The following is a 22,664-nucleotide window of genomic DNA, read 5'->3' on the forward strand; positions in this document are numbered from 1 at the left end:
TCACCGCTCCCTGACCAGCGCCGCGTACGCCCCGCCGCGCGCGAGAAGGTCCTCGTGCCGTCCGCGCTCCACGATCGTGCCGTGTTCGAGGACGACGATCTCGTCGCTGTCGCGGACCGTGCTGAGCCGGTGCGCGATCACCACGCAGGCGCAGCCGCGCCGGCGCAGGTTGTCCATCACGATCTGCTCGGTCTCCGCGTCCAGCGCGCTGGTCACCTCGTCCAGCACCAGGATGCTGGGCCGGCGCACCAACGCCCGCGCGATCTCCAGGCGTTGGCGCTGTCCGCCGGAGAAGTTGCGGCCGTCCTGCTCGACCCGGCTGTGGAGGCCGCCCGGCCGCCGCTCGACGACGTCGTACAGGGCGGCGTCCCGCAGGGCCTCCACCACCGCGTCGTCCGGGACGGAGGGGTCCCACAGCGCCACGTTGTCGCGGACCGTGCCCTCGAAGAGGAACACCTCCTGGTCGACGAAGGAGACCGAGGCGGCGAGGGCCCCGCGCGGGATGTCCTCCAGGCGCTGTCCGTCGATGCGGATCACGCCCTCCCACGGCGCGTACAGGCCCGAGATCAGCCGGGACACCGTCGACTTGCCGCTGCCCGAGCCGCCCACCAGCGCCACCTGCTGCCCCGGCCCGACACTCAGGTCGAAGCCGGTCAGCAGCGGTTTGTCGAGCGGGCTGTAGCCGAAGCCGATGTTCTCCAGCTCGACATGGCCGTGCAGCCGGCGGGTGGAGTCGCCGCCGGAGCGGCGGTCGTAGAGCGGGTCGGCCCGGAAGTTCTCCACGTCCTTCAGCCGGGCCACGTCCGCCGCGAAGTCCTGGATGCGGCCCGCGACACCGTTCAGCCGGGTCAGGGGAGCGGTGAAGCGGGCGACCAGTGCCTGGAAGGCGACCAGCAGACCCACCGAGATGGCGCCCTCGATCGCCCGCAACCCGCCGATCCACAGGATCAGCGCGCTGTTGACGGTCGCCAGCGTCGGCGCGACCACACCCAGCCAGGCGCTCGGCACACCGAGCCGCTGCTGTTCCTCCAGCGTGGTGGCGTGCTGCCCGGCCCACTTGCGGAAGTAGCCGTCCTCACCGCCGGTCGCCTTCATCGTCTCGATCAACTGGAGCCCGGTGTACGCCGTGTTGGTCAGCCGCGCGTTGTCCGCGCGCAGCTTCGCCGTCCGGGTCGCGCGCATCCGGATCACCACCCGCATCGCGACCAGGTTCAGCAGGGCCACGCCGATGCCGACGAACGTCAGCTGCGGGTCGTAGGTGTAGAGCAGGACCGCGTACAGGACGACGACCACCGCGTCCACGCCCGCCGACGCGAGGTCGCGGGCCAGGGTCTCGGCCACCGCGTCGTTCGACTGGAGGCGCTGCACCAGGTCGGCCGGGCTGCGCTGGGAGAAGAAGGTGACCGGCAGCCGCAGCAGATGGCGCAGGAAGCGGGCGCTGGACAGCGTCGAGGAGATGATCCGGCCGTGGTGCAGGTTGGCCTGCTGGAGCCAGGTCAGCGCGACGGTGAGCAGCACGCAGGTGCCCATCGACGCGAACAGCACCTCCAGCAGCGAGGTCTGACCGCCGATCAGGAACATGTCGATGTAGGTCCGGCTCAGCGCCGGGACGGCCGCGCCCACCACGACCAGCAGCAGGCTCGCCAGCACGGCGGCCGGCAGGGTGCCCGCGGTGCCCCGCAGCCGGGCCGGCATCGCGCCCAGCACACCCGGCTTGCGCCCGCCGCGCTCGAAGTCCTCGCCGGGCTCCAGCACCAGCACCACGCCCGTGAAGCTGCCGTCGAAGTCCTCCATCGGCACGAACCGGCGGCCCTTGCCGGGGTCGTTGACGAACACACCCCGGCGGCCGAAGCGGCGGCCCAGGCCCTCGTAGACGACGTAGTGGTTGAACTCCCAGAACAGGATCGCGGGCGACCTCACCTCGGCGAGGGCCGCCAGATCCATCTGCATCCCCTTGGCGGTCAGCCCGTAACTGCGGGCCGCCTTCAGCAGGTTGCTCGCGCGCGAGCCGTCCCGTGACACCCCGCACGCGATGCGCAGTTCCTCCAGCGGGACATGCCGGCCGTAGTGGCCGAGGACCATGGCGAGGGAGGCGGCCCCGCACTCCACGGCCTCCATCTGGAGCACGGTGGGCGTACGGACGGTCTTCACCCGGCTCTTGGGGACCGCACGCCGGGGCGGCGCGGCCCGCCGCCTGCCGCGGGTCTCGGTCGCGGTCACGGAAGCAGCCAATCGAGGGGACGCTGGTCGGCCAGCCGGATCGAGGCCGTGGCCATGGTCATGGAGGTGAGCTGGTACGGCGGCCCGTCGGCCGACGACCACGCGTAGCCGCTCTTGGTCGCCGAGGAGCGGTCGAGGCGGACCAGGACCGCCACCGGGCGGCCCTCCTTCGTGAACTGCTCGCCCAGTTGGCCGTCACCGAGGAACGCGGCGATCCGCTGCGCGGACTGCGCCGCGCGGTCCACCGACTTCACATGGCCGCGCAGCACGCCGTACCGCTGCGACGGCACGGTCTGCACGGTCAGGTCGACGGCCGCGTCCGCGGGGACGGAGGCCGCGTTCTCCGCCGCGACGTACACCGTCGCGTACAGCGGGTCGTCGGCGTCCGCGACCTTCTCCACGGCGGCGACGTTCGCGCCGGTGGCGATGATCTGCCCGATGGTCGCGGCGAGCGCGGTGATCCGGCCCGCGGCGACCGTGCGCACCACGGTCTCGCCGTCGGCGGTCCGCACCTTCAGCACGGGGGAGCCGGCGGGCAGCCGCTCACCCTCCTGCGCGAGGACCGCGGTGACCTGGCCGGCGGCGGGGCTCTGGAGGATGTAGCTGCCCTCGCCGTGGGTGAGGACGGCGGGCGCGCTCACCGTGGAGGCGACCGAACCGGTCACCGCCCACACGGACGCGGCGGCCATGACGACCACGGTCACGGACAGCACCAGCCAGCCCTGGGGGCGGGCGAAGCGCACCGGCAGGTCGAGTTCCTCGGGCGACTGGAGCTTGGCGAGGGCCTGTTGGCGGAACTGCACGGGACTTCCCTCGGGGATCTCACGGCACCGACTCGGGATTTCACGGGACCGAGCCGGGGGTGCGCGGCACCGCAGAGTCCCGGAACCGGGTGACGGCTCCGGGACTCAAAGGGTCACAAGGCTGCGATCAGAGACCGGCGACCAGGTTGGTGACCGGGGCGGTGCTCAGACCGGTCGCACCCTCGACGGTGCCGACGACCGTGTCGACCAGGCCGGAGACCGGGGCGATGCCGTCCACCAGGCCGGTGACGGTGCCGAGGGCGTTCACGGACAGGCCGCCGGAGACGTTGTCGAGGTCGGCGTCGGCGATCTCGACGGTCTCGACCTGGGGGGTGGAGTTCATGGTGGAACTTCCCTTCATATGGATATCTCACAAGGGGGGAGCGGCCCCCTCTGGGGACAGATGACGGCCGCGACCGCGGGCGCCGAAGGCCCGTTTCCGGGACCCCGGCGGACCCCGCGGTGCGTTGGATCAAAGCAGGTCCGCCGCCGACGCTTCCAATCAATCACCGGCCTCACCAGGGCACTTGCGTCCCGGAAGAGTCAAAGCGTGCAGGGGCGGCCACGCCTTGTCGGCGACTTCTTCACACCTCGGGCCGAGATCGCTCCGATGAGCGGCGCACGCCCTCGCGGCGAATCCGACACACCCGCCCCAATGGCACGGCGCGGCCCGCGCAGTTGTGCAGAAGCTCGGCGTCCCGTGACCCGCTTGGGCAATCGGTGTGCAGATTCCCTGAAGCAGGGATTCCGCTCTCCGACCGGCACGGCCCGTCAACGACCGGTCACCGTCGGTGTGTCACTCGGTATCCGGTCGCCGTGCCGTCGCCGTGCCGTCCCCGTGCCGTCCCCGTGCCGTCGCCGTGCCGTCCCCGTGCCGTCGGTATCAGCCCAGGAGGGCGTAGACGGTGCTCGCCCGTGCGGCGAGTTCACCCGAGCGCTCGGCCGTCAACGTGACGTCCGCGAACGCCATCCGGCGGCCCAGCTTCGTCAGGACCGCTTGGATCAGGACATCCGAACCGGTCACCGCGCGCTGGAACGACGTCGACTGCTGCACCGTCGTCATCGGCACGAAGGCCCCCCGGGCCGCCGAGACGGCGATCACGGTCGCGGTGTCCGCGGCCGCCATCAGCGCCTGCCCCGACAGCCCACCGCCCTCCCGGGCCAACTCCGTCGACCAGGGCAGACGCAGAATCGCCCGGTCGTCCCCCAGCGCCTCCACGGACAGGCCCAGCGCGCGCACCCAGGGCGCGAAGCAGTCGGAAAGGATCTTGTCGGCTTCGGTGGTCGTCATCGTCATATGGGCGATTGTTCCCCGGCCGACGGCCCCGGACTCCGGTCATGGCCGATTCACGGTTTCGCAAAGGAAGCCGGCAAACGCGATTGAACGCACGTCGCGCCCTCTGCGTACCCATGGCCAACCAGGCGCCGCTGTACGGAGCTGCCGCCCCCGGCAGCCGGACCCCGTCCCCCCAGGAGGTCGAGTTTTTTGAGTCACAAGCGAATTCCGAAGCGCAAGGCCGCGATAGCGGTCGGCGGTGTCGCGGCGCTCGGAGCGGCGGCACTCCTGCTGCCCCACGCCAACGCCTCCCAGGACGGCGGCGACACGGCCGCCGCGGCGCCGAGGACCATGAAGGCGGCGGACGCCTCGGACCTCGCCTCGCAGTTGCAGAACCTGCTCGGCGACGCCTTCGCCGGCTCGTACTTCGACACCGGCAGGAATCAGCTCGTCGTCAACGTCGTCGACGTCTCCGGTGACCAGAACAACGTCATCGTCCAGGCCAAGAAGGCCGGCGCGAAGATACGCGAGGTCGACAACAGCACGGCCGAACTCGAGGCCGCCGCACAGACCCTCAAGGCCGACGCGACCATCCCGGGCACCTCCTGGGCGGTCGACCCGCGGACCAACAAGATCCTCGTCACCGCCGACTCCACGGTCACCGGCGGCAAGTGGGACCAACTCGAGTCCACCGTCCAGAACCTCGGCGCCGGGACCGCGACCATCAAGAAGTCGGCCGGCACCTTCAAGACCTTCGCCTCCGGCGGCGACGCCATCTTCGCCGGCGGAGCGCGCTGCTCCCTCGGCTTCAACGTCACCGCGGGCGACGGCTCCCCGGCCTTCCTGACGGCCGGTCACTGCGGTGTCGCGGCCGAGGCCTGGTCCGACTCCGAGGCCGGCGAGCCCATCGCCACCGTCGACCAGGCGGTCTTCCCCGGCGAGGGCGACTTCGCACTCGTGAAGTACGACGACCCCGCCACGGTCGCTCCGAGCGAGGTCAACCTCGGCGACCAGACCGTGCAGATCTCCCAGGCCGCCGACGCGACGGTAGGCACCCAGGTCTTCCGGATGGGCAGCACCACCGGTCTCGCCGACGGGCAGGTCCTCGGCCTCGACGCCACCGTCAACTACCCCGAGGGCACCGTCACGGGCCTCATCCAGACCGACGTCTGCGCGGAGCCCGGCGACAGCGGCGGCTCGCTGTTCACCCAGGACGGTCTCGCGCTCGGCCTGACCTCCGGCGGCAGCGGCGACTGCACGGTCGGCGGCGAGACCTTCTTCCAGCCGGTGACCACCGCCCTGGAGGCGGTCGGCGCGACCCTCGGTGACGCCGGGGCCGGTGCGGGTGCCGATGAGGGCGTCGGCGCCGATGACGGCGTCGGCGGCGAGGAGGCCGGAGCGGGCGCCGGTGAAGGTGCCGACGCGGGCGCCGGTGCCGGTGCCGGTGAAGAGGCCGGCGGCGAGGCCGGCGCCGGTGAGGAGGCCGGTCAGGATGCCGATCAGGACGCAGGTCAGGACGCAGGTCAGGACGCAGGTCAGAAGGCCGGCGGAGCTGCCGGTGCCGAGGACCAGGACGGTGACGGCGTCCAGGACGACTCCGGGCTGACCGAGACCCACTGACACACCGTCCCAACCGCTCCCCCTCACCACCGGCCGGACCTACGCACCCGTCCGGCCGGTGCCACGGTCCGGCCCTCCGGCGGGAGGGCCGGACCGTCCGCGTCCCCCTGCGCAGACATGTCCTGGACGGTGCGTCAGCCCACGTCCCGCGCCGACGACGCCCGCAGCAACAGCAGGGCCACGTCGTCGATCCGCTCCTCCGCAGCCGCGTAGTGCCCCACCAACTCGTCGGCCAGCTCCTCCAGCGGCAGATCGCCCGCCTCGCCCAGCCGCCGCCCCAGGTCGGCCACCGCGTCCTCGATGTCCACCCCCGGCGACTCGATCAGCCCGTCGGTGTAGAGGGCGAGTACACAGCCGGGCGACAGCTTGATCTCCGTGGTCGGGTACGTCGCCTCCGCGTCGATGCCCAGCAGCGGGCCGCCCGCCAGGTCGAGGACCCGCACCCTTCCGTCCGGCCGCCGCAGCAGGGGCGGCGGATGCCCGGCCCGCGCCATCACCGCGTGACCGCGCGCCGGGTCCAGCCGCAGGTACAGGCAACTGGCGAACAGCTCCGTGCCCAGGTCGATCATCAGCCGGTTGGTGCTGCGCATGACCTCGGCCGGTTCCTGCCCCACGGTCGTGTAAGCCCGTACGGCGGTGCGGAGTTGGCCCATCAGCCCGGCCGCCGTCACGTTGTGCCCCTGTACGTCCCCGATCACCGCCGCCGGCAGCGGCCGCGAGGGCACCAGGTCGTAGAAGTCGCCTCCGATCTCCATGCCCCGGGTGGCCGGCAGATAGCGGGCGCTCGCCTCGATGCCGGGCAGCGAGGGCAGCGAGTGGGGGAGCAGAGCGGCCTGGAGGCCGTGCGCGAGCTGGTGCTTGGCGTCGTACAGCAGGGCCCGGTCCAGGGCCTGCGCGATCAGCCCGGCCAGGCTGCTCAGGACGGCGCGCTCGTGCGTGGAGAAACCGTGCGGCTCGGCGTAGGCCAGCACGCAGACGCCCACCGGGCGGCCCGAGGCGATCAGCGGCAGATAGGCCCAGGCCGCGAAGCCGTCGGGGGTGGCGTGCCGCGCCGGGTAGAGGTGCTCCAGCTGGCGTCGGGAGTCGAAGAACGCGGGCACTCCGTGGGTGAGGGCGTGCGTGCCGGGCGTGGGGGAGGACAGCGGCATCCCGTCGAACCGCTCCACCACGTGCGGATCGGGGTAGCCGTGGTGCCCCAGGACGTGCAGTCGGCCCGCCCGCGCCCCGAGCAGTGCCAGGGCCCCGCTGCCCACGGCCGGCGCGATCTCCTCGGCCACCAGCCGCACCACGTCCTCCACGCTCACCGTCTCGGTGAGCGCCCCGGCCAGGCTCAGCGCCTGCGACATCGACACCAGCCGGGGCGGGGCGTCGCCGCGCTCCGTGCCGGCCGGGCTCGTCGCCGACACCGCCCGCGCCCGGACCACCCGCACACTGATCCCGGTGGTGCTGGGGTACAGCCGGAAGGACAGCCAGTCCGAGGGCGGGCGCAGCGCCACGAACGACGTGACGTGCTGGCTGATCAGCGCGGCCCGGTAGCGCTCCTCGTACATCGGGTCGGCCAGCCACGGCACCGAAGCCCACAGGTGGGTGCCCAGCAGCTCGCCGACCGGGACCCCGAGCAGGTCCGCGGCGGCGGGGTTGGCGAAGCCCGCCCGCCCCGTCAGGTCCAGCGAGCACAACCCGTACGGCAGCCGGGCCACCAGCCGCGCCGCCTCCACCGTGCCCAGTGTGTCGGTGGCCCCGGCCGGCCCCGCGTCCAGCGGATGGGACCCGCCGCGCACCGGACGGTTCTCCGCCTCGGCCCGCTCCAGCCGCAGCGCCAACCGCTCACAGGCCACCTCGAGCTCGTTCCGCTCCCGGTCGGACAGCTCCGGCGGATGCGAGCCGGGCCACGTCACGAAGACCGCGCCGTACACCTTCGAACCGGTCGCCAGCGGCAGCGCGGCCAGTGCGAACGGATACGGCAGGACCATGGCGATCCGCGGATACGAGCGGGCCATCTCCTCCTCGCCGCCCACCCACACCAACCGCCGCTCACGCACCGCGCGCGCGATCGGGATGGGCGCGCCGAGCCCCACCCGCTCCCAGGGCGCCGCGAACGACCGGGGCAGTCCCGCCATCACCGCCATCTCCAGCACCGGCTCGTCGTCCGGCAGCAGGTAGACCGCGCCGGAGTGCCCCCCGACGGCGTCCATCATCGCCGTCAACGCCGTCGACAGCATCGGCCGGCCGACCGGGTCCCCGGGCGCCCGGCCGGACCGCTGCCCGTCGGACACGGCGACCACCTCCTCGCCCGGCCGCACAACCCCAGGCAACCAAATCTGCCCCCTGCGCGCTGCGAGCGCACGGCGAGGGTCCGGCCGGGGGCGACGGGGGCGACGGGGGCGGCGGGGGCGGCGGGGGCGGCGGGGGCGGCGACAGGACACTCGGGCGGGCGGCGGAGCGGCGCACGGCCGCACCAGCACCCCGCCTGGCGCCCGCCGCGGGGCCACGCGAGAGGCCACGGCGATGCCTACGGTCCCGCTGTGCGGGCAGGGGCGGCTGACAGACCCGTGCGCGGGCCGAGGAAGGCCCTCGGGGCCGTGCCGCGCGGGCCGCAGCGACGCCTGGCAGGCCTGGCGCTCGGGCCAAGGGACGCCTGCGATCCCGCCACGCGTGCCGCGGCTCCGCCCAACAAGCCCGGCGCGCGGAGCCCCGTCCACGCGCGCTGGCCCGTCAGCCTCCCTGGCAGGGTGCTGCACCCCGTCGTCGGTCCCGCGCGGTGTGAGCCCGCCCGCGCCGGACCGTCCACCCGTGCTGGCCCGTCAGCCTGCCTGGCAAGGCGCTGCACCCGTCGTCGGTCCCGCGCTGTGTGAGCTGCCCGCGCCGGACCCTCCACCCGTGCTGGACCATCAGCCTGCCTGGCCAGGCGCTGCACCCCGTCGACAGTTCGCGCCGTGTGAGCCCGCCCGCTCCGGACCGTCGACCCGTGCTGGCCCGTCAGCCCGTCTGGCAGGGTGCTGCACCCCGTCGACAGTCCCGCGCCGTGTGAGCCCGCCCGCGCCGGACCGTCCACCCGTGCTGGCCCGTCAGCCCGCCTGGCAGGGTGCTGCACCCCGTCGTCGGTCCCGCGCTGTGTGAGCTGCCCGCGGCGGACCGTCGACCCGTGCTGGCCCGTCAGCCTGCCTGGCAGGGTGCTGCACCCGTCGTCGGTCCCGTGCTGTGTGAGCTGCCCGCGGCGGACCGTCCACCCGTGCTGGACCATCAGCCCGCCTGGCAGGGTGCTGCACCCCGTCGTCGGTCCCGTGCCGTGTGAGCTGCCCGCGGCGGACCGTCCACCCGTGCTGGACCATCAGCCTGCCTGGCAAGGCGCTGCACTCCGCCGACAGTCCGTGCCGTGTGAGCTGCCCGCGCCGGACCGTCCACCCGTGCTGGCCCGTCAGCCTGCCTGGCAAGGTGCTGCACCCCGTCGACAGTCCCGCGCCGTCGCAAGGGCTGCGGGAACGTCTTATTAGCGCTGTAATTACGGTCGTGGTCAGTCAGGGTGCGGCGGAGCGCAAGGCGAGAGCCCTGCGTGTCGAGGTTGCCCTGAAGACGGTCACGGGCGGGCCCGCCTCGCCCGAGCGGATGCGGCGCGTTCTGGAGCAGGCCCTGGTCTTTTCGAGCGCGAGCCTGGCCGCCGTCTACACGCCCGGCGACGGCGGCGACCTGCTCTGCCTGATCGAGTCGGCAGGCGTCCCCAGGACGCTGTACGGGCTGCGCGAGAGCTACCCCGTCGACGGCCGTTCCCCGGCCGCCGACGCGCTCCGCGCCGGGGCGTCCCTGTGGCTGGGCCCGGAGCAGCTCGCCGACTGCACGGAGTCGCGGCGGATGCCCGGGGACGTCCACCTGGCCGCACTGCCCGTGCACGACGGTGACCGCGGCTGTCTGCTCGCCGTCAGCGAGAACCCCGGCGGCTTCGACACCGACGACCGCGCCTGTCTGGAACTCGTCGCCGAGGCCGTCTCCCTGCCCGCCCCCACCGAGCCCGACGAGGCGGAGGAACTGCGGGGCAACTCCTTCAGCCTCGCCATGGACACCGGCCGGGTCGAGGTCGGTGACGAGATCCTGGAGCTGTTCGGCCTGCGCAGGGACGAGTTCGACGGCCGGGTCGAGACCCTGCTCGGGCACACCGTCCCGGACGACCTGCCCTCGCTGATGTCCGTGGTCGAGGCCGACCACATGTCGATCGGCGAGCGCGAGCTGGAGTTCCGGGTGCTGCGGGCCGGCGGCGGCCCGCCCCGCTGGCTGAGGCTGCGCGGTCGTCTCCTGCCCGGCGGCGAGGGCCACCCGGCGCGTCTCGTCGGCACCGTCGCCGACGTCTCCACGCTGCGCTCCGGCGTCACCGACGTGGCCCGCGTGCAGCGCCTGGCCGCCGCCCTCGCCACCGCCGGCACGGTCCGTGACGTCAGTCAGGCCGTCGTCTCCGCGCTGCGCCTTCCGCTGCGGGCCGACCGGATCGCGCTGGCCGAGCTGGAGAACGAACGCCTCGTCGTCACCGTCCTCGACCCGCCCGAGCCCGAGTCCTGGCCCGAGCTGTGGCGGTTGGAGTGGCGTACCGAGTGGCCGGACGCGCCCGTGCGCACCATGCCCACCCTCGCCGCCGCCCTGCGCGAGGGGCGGGCCCGGATCTGGCCCGCCGGTACTCCGCTGGAACCGGCCCTCGCCGACGTCGGCCCCGGCGGCCTGGCCGTCCTGCCGCTGTCGGCAGGGGGCCGTATGGCGGGCGCCTGCCTGATCGGCTGGGACACCCCGCACGACTTCGGGCCCGACGAGCGCGCCCTGCTCACCGCCTCCGCCGGACTCGTCGGCCAGGCCCTGATGCGCGCCCATGCCTTCGACGCCGAGCACGAACTCGTCGGCATGCTCCAGCGCCAATTGCTGCCCCGCCGGCTGCCGAAACTCCCCGGCGCGGTCGCCGTCGCCCGCTATCTGCCGGCCACCGCGGGCCTTGAGGTCGGCGGCGACTGGTACGACGTGATCCCGCTGCCGGACAACCACGTCGCCCTCGTCATCGGTGACGTCCAGGGCCACAGCACCGGCGCCGCCACCCTGATGGGCCAGATGCGCACCGCCCTGCGCGCCTACGCGGCCGAGGGACACCCGCCGGACGTGGTGGTCTCGCACGCCAACCGGCTCCTGATGGAGCTGGAGACCGACCTCTTCGCGACCTGCTGCTACGTCGAGGTCGACATGGAGGCGGGCACCGCCTGGTGCGTACGCGCCGGTCACCCGCCGCCCGTGCTGCGTCACCCGGACGGCGCAACGGAGATCGCCGAGTCCGACGGCGGCCCCCCGCTCGGCGTCGTCACGCAGGCCGACTTCCCCATGACCCCGCTGCGGCTGATGCCCGGCACCGTCATCGCCCTGACCACGGACGGGCTCGTGGAGTCCGCGGAGATGGACATCGACACCGGAATGGACCGGCTCGCGCACGAACTGTCCGTGTCCGACCCCGCCCACCTCGGTCTCGTCGCCGACGCCCTGCTCGGCAACGCCCACCGCGGCGACGACGTAGCCCTGCTCCTGATGCGCTACGACGGCATGGCCGTACGCCCCCTGCGCGAGGGCTGGACGGTGTGGCGGGTACCGGAGGCCGCCCGGCACGCCCGTCGCTTCACCCGGCGCAGCCTGCGCGCCTGGGGCGTGCCGGTGGACGCCATGGACGCGGCTCTCCTGGTCGTCTCCGAACTCGTCACCAACGCACTCGTGCACACCGAAGGCCCGGTCCGCCTCGACCTGACCCTGGTCAACCACCGGCTGCGCGTCTCGGTCACCGACAACTCGCCCCGCTCGCCCGTCAAACCGACCAGCCTGGGCTGGGAGGCCACCGGCGGCCGCGGCATCCTCCTCGTCGAGGCCATGTCCGACACCTGGGGAACGCTGCCGGTCAGCGGCGGGAAACAGGTGTGGAGCGAGCTTCTGCTGGAGGAGTGAGCCGGCGGAGCGCGGGTGTCTCCGAGCGCGGGCAGGGTACCCGCCGTCCATGGACACCATTGCCACCACCGTTCTGGCCGCCTCCGGAAAGTCAGTTCTGGCCACCGTCGCCTTCGTCGTCGTCGGTGTCGTGCTCGTCGGCGGTCTGATCTGGGCCTTCCGGCTCGGCGCCAGGATCCGCAGCCGTGAGCCCGCGCCGCCGCGTCCCGAGGAACAGCCCCGGATGCCCGCGTCGGGCCCGGTGCGCGAGAGCCACGGGGTGCGCGAGCCGAACGAGATGCCGCAGCCGGAGGACGGTGAACGCCTCACCCCGCACGAGCTGCGGCCCACCGGCAGCCGCGAGAGCGACGAGCAGAGTCGTCCCCGCTGGAATCCGGGGTCCGGCGGCTCGTTCGGCAGTGGCGGGCCCGGTGCCCGGTGACCGCGGAAGAGAAAGGCGATGAACGACCGTGACGACCTCACACCTGGAGGAGAAACCCGCTGCCCGCCGAGCCGAGACGGGCTGGGCCAGGGCACGCAGGCTGCGCGGCGCCAAGGCTGCGCTGCACACCTGGATACCGGCCGTGGAGGTCCCCGGCACCGCGCCTGCGACGAGGTTCGGCGCGGAAGGCAACATCGTCCGGGGTGAGGACTGAGCGGGGCGGGGAAAGCGGCCCGCCGCCGTACGCTGAGGGCGTGCGCCTCCTGCTCATGTCCGACACCCACCTGCCCAAGCGTGCCAAGGCGCTCCCCGCGCCGCTGCTGGACGCGCTCCCCGAGGCCGACGTCGTCGTGCACGCGGGGGACTGGGTCGACACGGACACCCTCGACCTGCTGGAGCGCCGCAGCCGCCGGCTGATCGGCGTGTACGGCAACAACGACGGCCCCGAACTGCGCGCCCGCCTCCCCGAGGTCGCGTACGCCGACCTCGGCGGGCTGCGCTTCGGCGTGATCCACGAGACCGGCCCCGCGCAGGGCCGGGAGGCCCGCTGCGCCGCCCGCTTCCCCGATCTCGACGTCCTGGTCTTCGGCCACAGCCACATCCCGTGGGACACCACCGCCTCCGGCGGGCTGCGCCTGCTCAACCCGGGCTCCCCGACCGACCGCCGCCGCCAGCCGCACTGCACCTATCTGACGGCCGCGGTGGACGGGGGCCGGCTGACGGACGTCGTCCTGCACCGCCTGCCGCCCCGCTGAGGCGGGCGTGCTAACGCACGGGCCGGGAGGAGGGGTGGGTCGCGGAGGGGTGGATGGCCCCCGCTGTGGCCGTCAGCGGAGCCCCGCTGCCGCCCCAGCGCAGCGCGACGATCTCGGCGGCCACGGACACGGCCACCTCCTCCGGCGTACGCGCCCCCAGGTCGAGCCCCACCGGTGAGCGCAGCCGGGACAGTTCACCCTCGGTCAGCCCCGCCTCCACAAGGCGGTTCCTGCGTTCGTCGTGGGTACGGCGGCTGCCCATGGCCCCGATGTACGCGGCCGGCCGGCGCAGCGCGACCTCCAGCAGCGGCACGTCGAACTTCGGGTCGTGGGTCAGCACGCAGATCACCGTGCGCCCGTCGGTGTCCGCCTCGCGCAGATAGCGGTGCGGCCACTCCACGACCACCTCGACGCCCGCGGGGAAACGGCGCGGAGTGGCGAACACGGGCCGCGCGTCGCACACCGTGACCCGGTAGCCGAGGAAGTCGCCGATCCGGGCGACGGCCGCCGCGTAGTCGATCGCCCCGAAGACGAGCATGCGCGGCGGCGGCGCGAACGAGTGCAGGAACACCGGCACGGTGTCCTCGCGCCGCTGACCGCCCGGCCCGTAGTGCCGTACGCCGGTGGCGCCCAGGGCGAGTTCGCCGCGCGCGTCGGCGGCGACCGCCGCGTCCAGGCCGTCGGTGCCCAGCGTGCCGGAGGTCCGCTCCGGCCACACCGCGAGCGTGGCCCCGCGCCGGGCGAGTCCGTCCACCACCGTGGCGACGGTCACCGGATCGCCCGCTGCGACCGACTCGGCGACCGCCCCGAACGACGGGTCCAGGGCCGGCGTGACGGGCCGCACGAGCACGGTGATCTCGCCGCCGCAGGTCAGACCGACCGTGAAGGCGTCCTCGTCGCTGTAGCCGAAGGTCTCCAGCCGGGCCTCGCCGCTCGCCACCGCCTCGCGCGCCAGTTCGAACACCGCGCCCTCCACACACCCCCCGGACACGCTGCCCACGACCTCGTCGTCCGGCCCGACCGCCATGGCGGCGCCCGGATCGCGCGGCGCGCTGCGGCTGACCGCGACCACGGTGGCGAGCCCGAACGGCTCACCGGCCGCGTACCAGCCCTTCAGCACCGGGAGAATCTCACGCACGCTCGGCTCCTTTCCGCCGCCGCCCCTGCCGCCTGCCCGGCCCCGCTTCGCGCACCCGTACCGGCCTTAATTCCGTTGCCGCCGCTCCGGCCCGTCTGCTGCACTGCACGGGACCCGTCACCGGAAGACCCAGGAGCAGAGATGCGAGCAGCGTTCATGTCCCCCCAGGAAGGAATCACCCCCACTCCGAAGGACATGACGCTTCGTGCACCTGCTGAACCTCGGGATCCTCGCCCACGTCGACGCCGGTAAGACCAGCCTCACCGAGCGGCTGCTGCACTCCGTCGGGATCACCGACGAGATCGGCAGTGTCGACGCCGGGAGTACCCACACCGACACCCTCGCACTCGAACGACGGCGGGGCATCACCATCAAGGCGGCCGTCGTCTCGTTCCCCGTCGACGACGTCACCGTCAACCTGATCGACACCCCGGGCCACCCCGACTTCATCGCCGAGGTGGAACGCGCCCTCGGCGTGCTCGACGGCGCCGTCCTCGTCGTCTCGGCGGTGGAGGGCGTCCAGGCGCAGACCCGCGTCCTGATGCGGACCCTGCGGCGGCTGCGCATCCCCACGCTGGTCTTCGTCAACAAGACCGACCGGCGCGGCGCCCGCTACGAGGGCGTCCTGCGCGAGCTGTCCGGCCGGCTCGGCGTGCCGGTCGCCCCGATGGGGACCGTCACGGGGCTCGGCACGCGCGAGGCGGCGTTCCGTCCCGCCCGTCCCGCCCCGGACACGCTCGCCGACGTACTAGCCGACCAGGACGACGACCTCCTCGCCGCGTACGTCGACGGATCGCTCACCCGCGAGCGCCTGCGGGCCGCCCTCGTCGACCAGACCCGCCGGACCCTCGTCCACCCCGTCTTCTTCGGCTCGGCGGCGACCGGCGCGGGCGTCCCCGAGCTGATCGCCGGCATCAGGGACCTGCTGCCCCCGGCCGACGGGGATCCGGAGGGCCCGCTCTCCGGGACCGTCTTCAAGGTGGAGCGGGGACCGGCGGGGGAGAAGATCGCCTACGCGCGCCTCTTCTCCGGCACCCTGCGCACCCGCGACCGCGTCAACTTCGGCGGCCGGGAGGGCAAGGTCACCGCGATCAGCGTCTTCGACCACGGCACCGACGTACGGCGGGAGACGGCCGAGGCAGGCCACATCGCCCGGCTCCGGGGGCTGCCCGAGGTCAGGATCGGCGACAGCCTCGGCGTCCCGCGCACCGGACCCGGCCAGGTCTTCGCGCCGCCCACTCTGGAGACGGTCGTGGTGCCCGGCCCGGACACCGACCGGCGCTCGCTGCACCTCGCGCTGACCCGTCTCGCGGAACAGGACCCGCTGATCGCCCTGCGCCACGACGAGATCCGCCAGGAGGTCTCCGTGTCGCTCTACGGGGAGGTGCAGAAGGAGGTCGTCCAGGCCACCCTCGCCGACGAGTACGGCCTGACGGTCGCCTTCCGTGAGACGACGCCGCTGTGCGTCGAGCGGCCGGCCGGCACGGGCGGGGCCGCCGAGTTCGTCAAGAAGGGCGCCAACCCCTTCCTCGCCACCGTCGGCCTGCGCGTCGACCCCGCCCCGCCGGGCACGGGCGTGACCTTCGCCCTCGAGGTGGAGCTGGGATCGATGCCGTACGCCTTCTTCAAGGCGGTCGAGGACACCGTCCGGGAGACGCTCGGCCAGGGGCTGCGCGGCTGGCGGGTCACCGACGTGGCGGTCACCATGACCCACTGCGGCTACTGGCCCCGTCAGAGCCACGCCCACCAGGGCTTCGACAAGAGCATGTCGAGCACCGGGTACGACTTCCGGGGGCTGACCCCGCTGGTCCTGATCGAGGCGCTACGGCGGGCGGGGACGCAGGTCCACGAGCCGATGCACCGCTTCCGGATCGAGGCCCCGGCGGACACCCTCGGCGCGCTGCTGCCGGTGCTGGCCGCGCTGCGGGCCGTACCGCGCACGACGCGGACCCACGGCGCGCTGTGCGTGCTGGAGGGCGCGGTGCCGGCCGCCCGGGTGCACGCCCTGGAGCAGCGGCTGCCGGGGCTGACGCGGGGCGAGGGCGAGCTGGAGAGCGCCTTCGACCACTACGCGCCCGTCGTCCACGGCACGGTCCCCGAGCGCCCGCGCACCGACCACAACCCGCTCGACCGGAAGGAGTACCTGCTGAACGTGGCGGGGCGGACGGGCAGTTGAGGCGGGCCGCGCCAACTGACGTGACGGGCAGGCAACTTACTCCTGGGTCAGAAGGTATTGACGGTGTCCGGAAATGGCCGGACTGTAGTGGACATGCCGAATATCCGGGCACGTCTGCTCGCTGTTCTGGTCGTCCTCTGCGGACTCTGCGGATTCCTGACGGTGGCGGGCACCCCGGCCGCCACCGCCGCCCCCCTCCCCGACTCCCTCCCGTTCGACGGCACCGCGCTCACCGTGTCCGGTGGCCGCTTCGTGGACGGCACCGGCCGCGAGGTCGTGCTGCGCGGCTACAACGTCTCCGGCGAGACCAAGCTCGCCGAGAACAAGGGCCTCCCCTTCGCCTCGGTCGCCGACGCCAGGAAGTCGGCGACCGCCCTGCGCGCCCTCGGCGGCGGCAACTCCGTGCGTTTCCTGCTCTCCTGGGCCTACGCCGAACCCGTGCGCGGCCAGGTCGACACCGCCTACCTGGCCGCCGCCACCGACCAGATGCGCGCCTTCCTCGACGCCGGCATCCGCGTCTACCCCGACTTCCACCAGGACCTCTACTCCCGCTGGCTCTTCGACCCCGACAGCTGGTACACGGGCGACGGCGCCCCCCGGTGGGCGGTGGAGCTGGGCGACTACCCCGACGAGTCCTGCGGGATCTGCTTCCTCTGGGGCCAGAACATCACCCAGAACGGCGCGGTGAAGGCCGCCCAGTACGACTTCTGGCACAACGCGTACGGCCTCCAGGACTCCTTCCTGGCCATGGCCCAGAAGACCATGACCCACCTCAGGCAGAACCTGACCACCGAGCAGTTCGCGGGCGTCATCGGCTTCGACCCCTACAACGAGCCGTACGCCGGCACCTACGACTCCGGCCAGACCAGCCGCACCTGGGAACGCGACCTGCTGTGGCCCTTCTACGTGAAGTTCCGGGCCCGGATGGACGCGGCCGGCTGGCAGGACAAGCCCGCCCTCGTCGAGCCGAACCTCTTCTGGAACGGCAACGTCAGCAAGGAGGAGGGCGGGCTCCTCGACGCGGGCACCCTCGGCTCCCGCTACGTCTTCAACACCCACTTCTACGACCAGAAGGCCATCTCCGGAATCCTGATGTGGGGCAACGCCGCGGACGGACAGTACGTGAGCGACTTCGGCACGGTCCGCGACCGGGCCTCGGCGGCCGGCACGACGGCGATCGTCAGCGAGTTCGGCCACCCGCTGAACGGCTCGACCGCCGGCAAGGCGCCCACCGTCCTGAAGGCGATGTACCAGGCCCTCGACTCCCGGGTGAAGGGCGCGAGCTGGTGGACCACCCCCGCCGCCTCCGGACCGGTCCTGTCCGGCAACCAGTGGCAGTGGGACATCTACCACGGCCGTCACCACGAGCTGATGAACGACAACCCCGACAAGGTGCTCACCACCGGCGACGCCTGGAACGACGAGGACCTCTCCGCCGTACACCTCGACGACACCGGAAAGGCGACGCTCCGCCAGGACGCCCGGCTGCTCGACCGGATCTACCCCGGCGCCACCTCCGGCACGACCCTCGCCTTCACCTACGAGGACCGCTCCCGCGACGGCTCGGCCACCCTCACCTGGAACCCGGTGCCGAGTTCGCTGCCCAGCGTGGCCCGACTCGTGGGCTCGGGGCAGTACGGGCTGCACGTGTGGCGCTCGGGCAGCGGCTCGGCGCCGACCGAACTGCACCTGCCCGCCTCGTTCGCGGCCGCGTCGACGACCGTGGTCTCCGACCTGGGCACCGTCCACACGCCGCCGGCGTACACCGCGACCACCCCGGTCGGTGTCGCCGCCGAGCCGGGCGGCACCGGAAGCCGGCGCCTGCTGCTCACCGACACGGACTCGGGCACCCTGCACTACGCCCTGGTGACCAACGGCGCCACCGCCCCGTCCACGGCCCTGCTGACCGCGGCCCGCGGTGAGCTGGCCGCGTGGGCGGCGCAGCGGATCGGCGGGTGACGGCACGCCCGTGCGCCGGGGTCCGCCTCACCCCGGCGCACGGGCGGACGGGCCCGCTCAGCCGGCCGGAGACGTCCAGTCGGCCGCGACACGGCCCAGCCGCACCCGCTGCGGGTGGTCGCCCACCGGCACCGAGACGACCTTGCGGCCGGTCGCGAAGTCGATCGCCGTGACCTGGTCGGACCCGCTCTCGGAGACGACACAGTCCTTGCCGTCACCGCTGACCGTCGCCCAGTACGGCTTGGAGACGGGGACCAGCGGGCCCTCCCGGAGCGTGGCGCGGTCGACGACGGTCGCGTAGTCGTCCATCGTGCCCGCCACGCACAGCTTGCTGCCGTCCGGCCGCATCGACAGACCGTGGTGCCGCGAGTCGTTGACGAACGTGGTGCGGTCGTCGCTCGTCGCGGAGTTCTTCGGCAGCGTCTTGGTCCGGGTGATCCGGTCCGTGGCGATGTCGTACTCGAAGAACCCGTTGAAGAACGAGACCTGGAAGTACAGCTTGGACTCGTCCGGCGAGAACGTGGCCGGGCGCACGGCGTCCGAGTAGTCCGAGAGACCGATCGCGTCCAGCCGCTGCCGCATGTCGATCGTCTTCACCGGCTGGTACGTCGTGGCGTCGACGACCGTGATGCGCCGGTCGCCCTTCGTCCAGTCCAGCCACGTCGCGTCGAGGGCGGTGTTCACGTCGCCGATCGACATGGTCCAGATGTACTTGCCGTCCTTGGTGAAGACGTTCTCGTGCGGCTTGTCGCCCGTGGCGTACGAACCGAGCTGCTTGCCGGTGTCGATGTCCAGCACGTGCACCGTGTTCGACGTCGAGGCGGAGACCGCGACCCGCTTGCCGTCGGGGGAGACGGCCATGTGGTCGGAACGGTAGCCCGACACGGGGAAACGCCAGTTGACGGCTCCCGTCGCCACGTCGATCGAGACGACGTCCGCGAAGCTGGGCCGGGAGATCACCACGGAGGCGCCGTCCGGCGTGGAGTACATGTCGTCGACGAACTGGTCGTGGCCCTCGCCGACGCTGTTGCGGATCGTCATGAAGGCGATCCACCGGACCGGATCGGCGTTGATCTCCGCCATCCGCTGGTCCTTGTCGGGGATGACGTTGATCCGGCCGATCTTCGCGTAGTCACCGGTGGACCTGATGACGTCGGCGGTGCCGTCCCAGTTGTTGGCGACCAGCAGCACCTCGCGCAGTGCGGCGGCATCGGTGGTGGCGGTCGCGGCGGTGGCGACGGCCGTGGGGGCGGTGACGGTCAGGACGAGGGCGGCGGCTACGGAGCAAAGGTGCCTGGTTCTGAAGGCAGCCATGGCTGCTCTCTCCTCTGTGGGGTGGGAGGTCCCGAATCTGAACACGGATGCGTTCAGAGTTGACTTACTGGAAAGTAAGGAAGGGGTGCCCTTCGCCACAAGACCACGTACACGACAAAATTGGGAGACACAGCGATGAGGGAGGAACCGTGGCGGGCAGGCTGAGGGCGCCGACCGGCCGATATGCCGGCAAGTCCGCCGCGGAGCGGCAGGCCGAGCGGCGCCAGAGATTCCTGGACGCGGCGCTGCAACTGTTCGGCGACACCCCCGGCTACCGGGGCACGACGGTCGCGGCGCTCAGCGAGGCGGCCGGGCTGTCGACGCGGCAGTTCTACGAGGAGTTCCGCACCCTCGAGGACGTCCTGGCGGCGCTGCACCTCCAGGTCAACGACTGGGCCGAGGAGGCGGTCGTGGCCGCGTTCGCCGCCGCCCGGGACCTGCCCCTCGCGGAGCGGGTCGCCGCGATCTTCCACGCCTACGCCGGCAATGTCACCGCCGACCCGCGCCGGATCCGCATCACCTTCGTCGAGATCGTCGGCGTCAGCCCCCGCATGGAGGAACAGCGCCTGGCGCGGCGCGCCCGCTGGGTCGAACTCATCTGCGCCGAGGCCACGGCCGCCGCCGACCGGGGCGAGGCCGCCCCCCGCGACTACCGCCTCGCGGCGACGGCCTTCATCGGCAGCGTCAACGGCCTCCTGCACGACTGGAGCGCGGGCTGGGTGGACGCGACCCTCGACGAGGCCGTGGACGAGCTGGTGCGGCAACTGCTGGGCATCCTGCGGCCGGTGGGCTGGGACCCCGAGCAGATCCGATAACGGCGCCGGCGCCGTCACGCCATCCGCCCCACCGCCTCCACCACCCTCCCCACCCCGTCCTCCTCACGCACCCGCGCCCCCAACTCCCGTGCCCGGTCCCGGAACACGGGCTCGCGGGTCGCCCGCACGAGGGCTCCGGCCAGCGTGTCGGCGGTCAGACGGCGCAGGGGTACGGCTCCTGGCGCCACCCCCGCGGCGACCAGCCGCTCCGCCCAGAACCCCTCGTCGAACTGGACCGGCACCGGCACGGCGGGGACACCGGCCCGCACCCCGGCGGCCGTCGTACCGGCGCCGCAGTGGTGGACGACGGCCGCCATCGCGGGGAAGAGCAGCGAGTGCGGGACCTCGTCGACGGTCAGCATGTCGTCACCCTCGGCGGCGAGACCGGCCCAGCCCCGCTGGACGATCCCCCGCAGCCCCGCCCGCCGCAGGCCGCTCACGATCTCGCCGCTGAGCCGCCCCGGATCGGGCACGGTCGCACTGCCCAGGCCGACGAACACCGGCGCCGGCCCCGCCTCCAGGAACTCCCGCACCCCGGCCGGAAGCCGGTCCGCACCGTCGTACGGCCACCAGTAGCCGGTGATGTCGAGTTCCGGCCGCCAGTCACGGGGCCGGGACACCAGCCGCGGGCTGAAACCGTGCAGCACCGGTCCCGCCCGCCGCACGCCCACCCGACGGCCCGCGGGCAGCCCCAGCCGGGCGCGGACGGCCGGCAGAGCCGGGGCGAAGACCTGCTCGACGGCCCACTCCACGCCGTGCCCGGTGAGCCGGTTGGCGACCCCGCCCCAGGAGCCGCCGCCCAGCATCGGCGGCGCGAACTCCCGGGTCCGAGCGACGGGTTGGAGGGCCAGGTCCAGGCTCGGCAGCGACAGCCCCTCGGCGATGACATGCCCGAGCGGCGCCACCGAGGCGGACAGCAGCAGGACGTCACTGGTCCGGGCGGCGGTCACCAGATCGTCCGTCACCCGCCCCACGACCGCCCGCGCGAGGCGCGCCACCCGCACCAGCTTGCCCACGCCGGTGGAACTGCGGTGCAGCCCGCGCCCCCGCTCCGACTCCAGCTCGGCCCGCGGATCGACCGGCACCGGATGAAAACCCACCCCCGACCCCACCACCAGCGGCGCGAACCGCTCATGCGTGACCAGCGTGACCTCGTGCCCCGCACACACCAGCGCGTACCCCAGCCCGGTGAAGGGGGCCACATCACCCCGGGACCCGGCCGTCATGATCGCCACTCTCACGACGGCCAGTATGCGACCGCGGGGAAGGAGGCGGGCCCCCTTCGCGGTATGTGCGGTCCGAACCCGGTGGTTTCCCTCCTACTCGTCCCACGCCTGGATCATCGTCTGTTCGACGATCTTGCCGTCGCGCAGGGTGATCATCGACTCGGAGAGGACGCGGACGCCGTCCGCGTATTCGCAGGACTCGCTGAAGGCGGCACGGTCGCCCTGGACGACGCAGTCCTCCAGTCGGTGGGTCATGTCGCGGCTGTACACGTCGTCCAGCATCTCGGCGATCTTGTCGCGGCCGTGCAGGACCGTCGGGTGGCTGGGCCGGCTGTTGTGGTCCACGACGCGCATTTCCGCATCGTCCGCGTACAGCGAGAGCAGCGTCTCCGGTGTGTGGCCTTCTATGCCCCTGCGCAGGGTCTCGGTGTCGAAGGCGGAGCCTGTCGCGGTGCCCATGGTGACCTCCTTCGAGGACCGCGGGCCGAGGGGGACGGCCCGGTGGGCCCTCACCCTTAGAGACTCCTCCGCGGGGCCGTGCTCGGCAAGCGCGGACGGCGTGCTGCGCCCTGTCGGGTGGGCGCCGCCCCGTACCCGTGTCCGCGGGGCGGTCCGGCGCGTTGCAGTGGGCATGATCTCCACTCGTCGCATCGTCGCCGTCGCCGCTCTCGCCGCCGGGGTCACGGGCCTCGCCGCGCCCCTGGCGAGCGCCGCCGAAGTCCCGGCCGCAGGCAAGCTGAACCCGCTCAGCGCGCTGGACTCGTTCGCCGAGGCGCAGGTTCCCGCCGAGCGGCGGGGCGAACTGCCATCGGTCACGGAACAGGTGAACCAGCTGAACAACGTGAAGCGGCTCCAGCAGCTGAACGAGCTGCAGCAGGTCACCGGCCTCGTCGCCCCCGTCACCGGGCTGGTTCCGGCCGTCCAGACCTGACCCGTGCCGTACGTTCCCGCTGTCCCGAGTGGGGGCCGCCCGGACTCCGGGCGGC

General features: G+C 73.0%; 18 protein-coding genes. 9 read left to right on the forward strand and 9 right to left on the reverse strand.

The window, feature by feature from the left end; translation table 11 throughout:
- The 4 genes from ACFWJX_RS26205 to ACFWJX_RS26220 form a co-directional block, all read right to left on the reverse strand.
- Positions 1 to 2,118, reverse strand: coding sequence for an NHLP family bacteriocin export ABC transporter peptidase/permease/ATPase subunit (locus tag ACFWJX_RS26205; RefSeq protein WP_383248204.1), 2,118 nt, complete (start codon positions 2,116 to 2,118; stop codon positions 1 to 3).
- Positions 2,119 to 2,216: 98 nt separating this feature from the next.
- Positions 2,217 to 3,023 (reverse strand): HlyD family efflux transporter periplasmic adaptor subunit, encoded by an 807-nt coding sequence (locus tag ACFWJX_RS26210; protein ID WP_383247813.1) that lies wholly within the window; start codon positions 3,021 to 3,023, stop codon positions 2,217 to 2,219.
- A 127-nt stretch (positions 3,024 to 3,150) separates the two neighbouring features.
- Positions 3,151 to 3,366, reverse strand: a complete 216-nt coding sequence (locus tag ACFWJX_RS26215) for a type A2 lantipeptide (RefSeq protein WP_383247816.1) — start codon at positions 3,364 to 3,366, stop codon at positions 3,151 to 3,153.
- A 540-nt stretch (positions 3,367 to 3,906) separates the two neighbouring features.
- Complete coding sequence (locus ACFWJX_RS26220) at positions 3,907 to 4,320, reverse strand: PaaI family thioesterase (RefSeq protein WP_383247819.1); 414 nt, start codon at positions 4,318 to 4,320, stop codon at positions 3,907 to 3,909.
- A 189-nt stretch (positions 4,321 to 4,509) separates the two neighbouring features.
- Between ACFWJX_RS26220 and ACFWJX_RS26225 the strand changes: the two genes are divergently transcribed.
- The gene (locus tag ACFWJX_RS26225; protein ID WP_383247822.1) at positions 4,510 to 5,919 is read left to right on the forward strand and encodes a S1 family peptidase; all 1,410 of its coding nucleotides are present in this window, start codon (positions 4,510 to 4,512) and stop codon (positions 5,917 to 5,919) included.
- Between the two features lie 134 nt (positions 5,920 to 6,053).
- Here the strand turns inward: ACFWJX_RS26225 and ACFWJX_RS26230 are convergent, their stop codons facing one another.
- Positions 6,054 to 8,204 carry a SpoIIE family protein phosphatase gene (locus tag ACFWJX_RS26230; protein ID WP_383248206.1) on the reverse strand — a complete coding sequence of 717 codons (2,151 nt, stop codon included), beginning with the start codon at positions 8,202 to 8,204 and terminating at the stop codon, positions 6,054 to 6,056.
- 1,225 nt (positions 8,205 to 9,429) lie between these two features.
- Between ACFWJX_RS26230 and ACFWJX_RS26235 the strand changes: the two genes are divergently transcribed.
- Genes ACFWJX_RS26235 through ACFWJX_RS26250 form a run of 4 tightly spaced genes read left to right on the forward strand, consistent with a single transcriptional unit; the run spans position 9,430 to position 13,050 of the window.
- A complete protein-coding gene (locus ACFWJX_RS26235) occupies positions 9,430 to 11,874 on the forward strand; it encodes a SpoIIE family protein phosphatase (protein ID WP_383248208.1) in 2,445 nt (814 codons plus the stop codon).
- Between the two features lie 49 nt (positions 11,875 to 11,923).
- Entirely contained in the window at positions 11,924 to 12,295 is a 372-nt protein-coding gene (locus ACFWJX_RS26240) for a DUF6479 family protein (RefSeq protein WP_383247825.1), read from the forward strand.
- A 28-nt stretch (positions 12,296 to 12,323) separates the two neighbouring features.
- Positions 12,324 to 12,509 (forward strand): hypothetical protein, encoded by a 186-nt coding sequence (locus tag ACFWJX_RS26245; protein ID WP_383247828.1) that lies wholly within the window; start codon positions 12,324 to 12,326, stop codon positions 12,507 to 12,509.
- 40 nt (positions 12,510 to 12,549) lie between these two features.
- Positions 12,550 to 13,050, forward strand: coding sequence for a metallophosphoesterase family protein (locus ACFWJX_RS26250; RefSeq protein ID WP_383247831.1), 501 nt, complete (start codon positions 12,550 to 12,552; stop codon positions 13,048 to 13,050).
- A 10-nt stretch (positions 13,051 to 13,060) separates the two neighbouring features.
- Here the strand turns inward: ACFWJX_RS26250 and ACFWJX_RS26255 are convergent, their stop codons facing one another.
- Entirely contained in the window at positions 13,061 to 14,188 is a 1,128-nt protein-coding gene (locus tag ACFWJX_RS26255) for an XdhC family protein (protein ID WP_383247834.1), read from the reverse strand.
- Positions 14,189 to 14,393: 205 nt separating this feature from the next.
- Between ACFWJX_RS26255 and ACFWJX_RS26260 the strand changes: the two genes are divergently transcribed.
- Complete coding sequence (locus ACFWJX_RS26260; RefSeq protein WP_383247837.1) at positions 14,394 to 16,364, forward strand: GTP-binding protein; 1,971 nt, start codon at positions 14,394 to 14,396, stop codon at positions 16,362 to 16,364.
- A 93-nt stretch (positions 16,365 to 16,457) separates the two neighbouring features.
- Entirely contained in the window at positions 16,458 to 18,323 is a 1,866-nt protein-coding gene (locus tag ACFWJX_RS26265) for a cellulase family glycosylhydrolase (RefSeq protein WP_383247840.1), read from the forward strand.
- 57 nt (positions 18,324 to 18,380) lie between these two features.
- Here ACFWJX_RS26265 and ACFWJX_RS26270 read toward each other — a convergent pair whose 3' ends face one another.
- Positions 18,381 to 19,637, reverse strand: coding sequence for a YncE family protein (locus tag ACFWJX_RS26270; RefSeq protein ID WP_383247842.1), 1,257 nt, complete (start codon positions 19,635 to 19,637; stop codon positions 18,381 to 18,383).
- A gap of 149 nt (positions 19,638 to 19,786) precedes the next feature.
- Between ACFWJX_RS26270 and ACFWJX_RS26275 the strand changes: the two genes are divergently transcribed.
- Positions 19,787 to 20,452 (forward strand): TetR/AcrR family transcriptional regulator, encoded by a 666-nt coding sequence (locus ACFWJX_RS26275; RefSeq protein WP_383247845.1) that lies wholly within the window; start codon positions 19,787 to 19,789, stop codon positions 20,450 to 20,452.
- Between the two features lie 14 nt (positions 20,453 to 20,466).
- Here ACFWJX_RS26275 and ACFWJX_RS26280 read toward each other — a convergent pair whose 3' ends face one another.
- Together ACFWJX_RS26280 and ACFWJX_RS26285 are read right to left on the reverse strand one after the other, a co-directional pair.
- The gene (locus ACFWJX_RS26280; RefSeq protein WP_383248210.1) at positions 20,467 to 21,678 is read right to left on the reverse strand and encodes a glycosyltransferase; all 1,212 of its coding nucleotides are present in this window, start codon (positions 21,676 to 21,678) and stop codon (positions 20,467 to 20,469) included.
- 93 nt (positions 21,679 to 21,771) lie between these two features.
- Positions 21,772 to 22,137 (reverse strand): nuclear transport factor 2 family protein, encoded by a 366-nt coding sequence (locus tag ACFWJX_RS26285; RefSeq protein WP_383247848.1) that lies wholly within the window; start codon positions 22,135 to 22,137, stop codon positions 21,772 to 21,774.
- Between the two features lie 172 nt (positions 22,138 to 22,309).
- On the opposite strand from ACFWJX_RS26285, the gene ACFWJX_RS26290 reads away from it, so the two are divergent.
- The gene (locus ACFWJX_RS26290; RefSeq protein WP_383247850.1) at positions 22,310 to 22,609 is read left to right on the forward strand and encodes a hypothetical protein; all 300 of its coding nucleotides are present in this window, start codon (positions 22,310 to 22,312) and stop codon (positions 22,607 to 22,609) included.
- Positions 22,610 to 22,664: the final 55 nt, after the last annotated feature.

The organism is Streptomyces sp. NPDC058335 (genome assembly GCF_042723915.1).
GTDB lineage: Bacteria > Actinomycetota > Actinomycetes > Streptomycetales > Streptomycetaceae > Streptomyces.

What these genes read in the sequence shown, in the direction of transcription:
- ACFWJX_RS26205 (WP_383248204.1), bottom strand. Translation starts at nt 2,118, where the DNA reads ATGGAGGCCGTGGAGTGCGGGGCCGCCTCCCTCGCCATGGTCCTCGGC.
- ACFWJX_RS26215 (WP_383247816.1), bottom strand. Translation starts at nt 3,366, where the DNA reads ATGAACTCCACCCCCCAGGTCGAGACCGTCGAGATCGCCGACGCCGAC.
- ACFWJX_RS26220 (WP_383247819.1), bottom strand. Translation starts at nt 4,320, where the DNA reads ATGACGATGACGACCACCGAAGCCGACAAGATCCTTTCCGACTGCTTC.
- ACFWJX_RS26240 (WP_383247825.1), top strand. Translation starts at nt 11,924, where the DNA reads ATGGACACCATTGCCACCACCGTTCTGGCCGCCTCCGGAAAGTCAGTT.
- ACFWJX_RS26265 (WP_383247840.1), top strand. Translation starts at nt 16,458, where the DNA reads ATGCCGAATATCCGGGCACGTCTGCTCGCTGTTCTGGTCGTCCTCTGC.
- ACFWJX_RS26270 (WP_383247842.1), bottom strand. Translation starts at nt 19,637, where the DNA reads ATGGCTGCCTTCAGAACCAGGCACCTTTGCTCCGTAGCCGCCGCCCTC.
- ACFWJX_RS26280 (WP_383248210.1), bottom strand. Translation starts at nt 21,678, where the DNA reads ATGACGGCCGGGTCCCGGGGTGATGTGGCCCCCTTCACCGGGCTGGGG.
- ACFWJX_RS26285 (WP_383247848.1), bottom strand. Translation starts at nt 22,137, where the DNA reads ATGGGCACCGCGACAGGCTCCGCCTTCGACACCGAGACCCTGCGCAGG.
- ACFWJX_RS26290 (WP_383247850.1), top strand. Translation starts at nt 22,310, where the DNA reads ATGATCTCCACTCGTCGCATCGTCGCCGTCGCCGCTCTCGCCGCCGGG.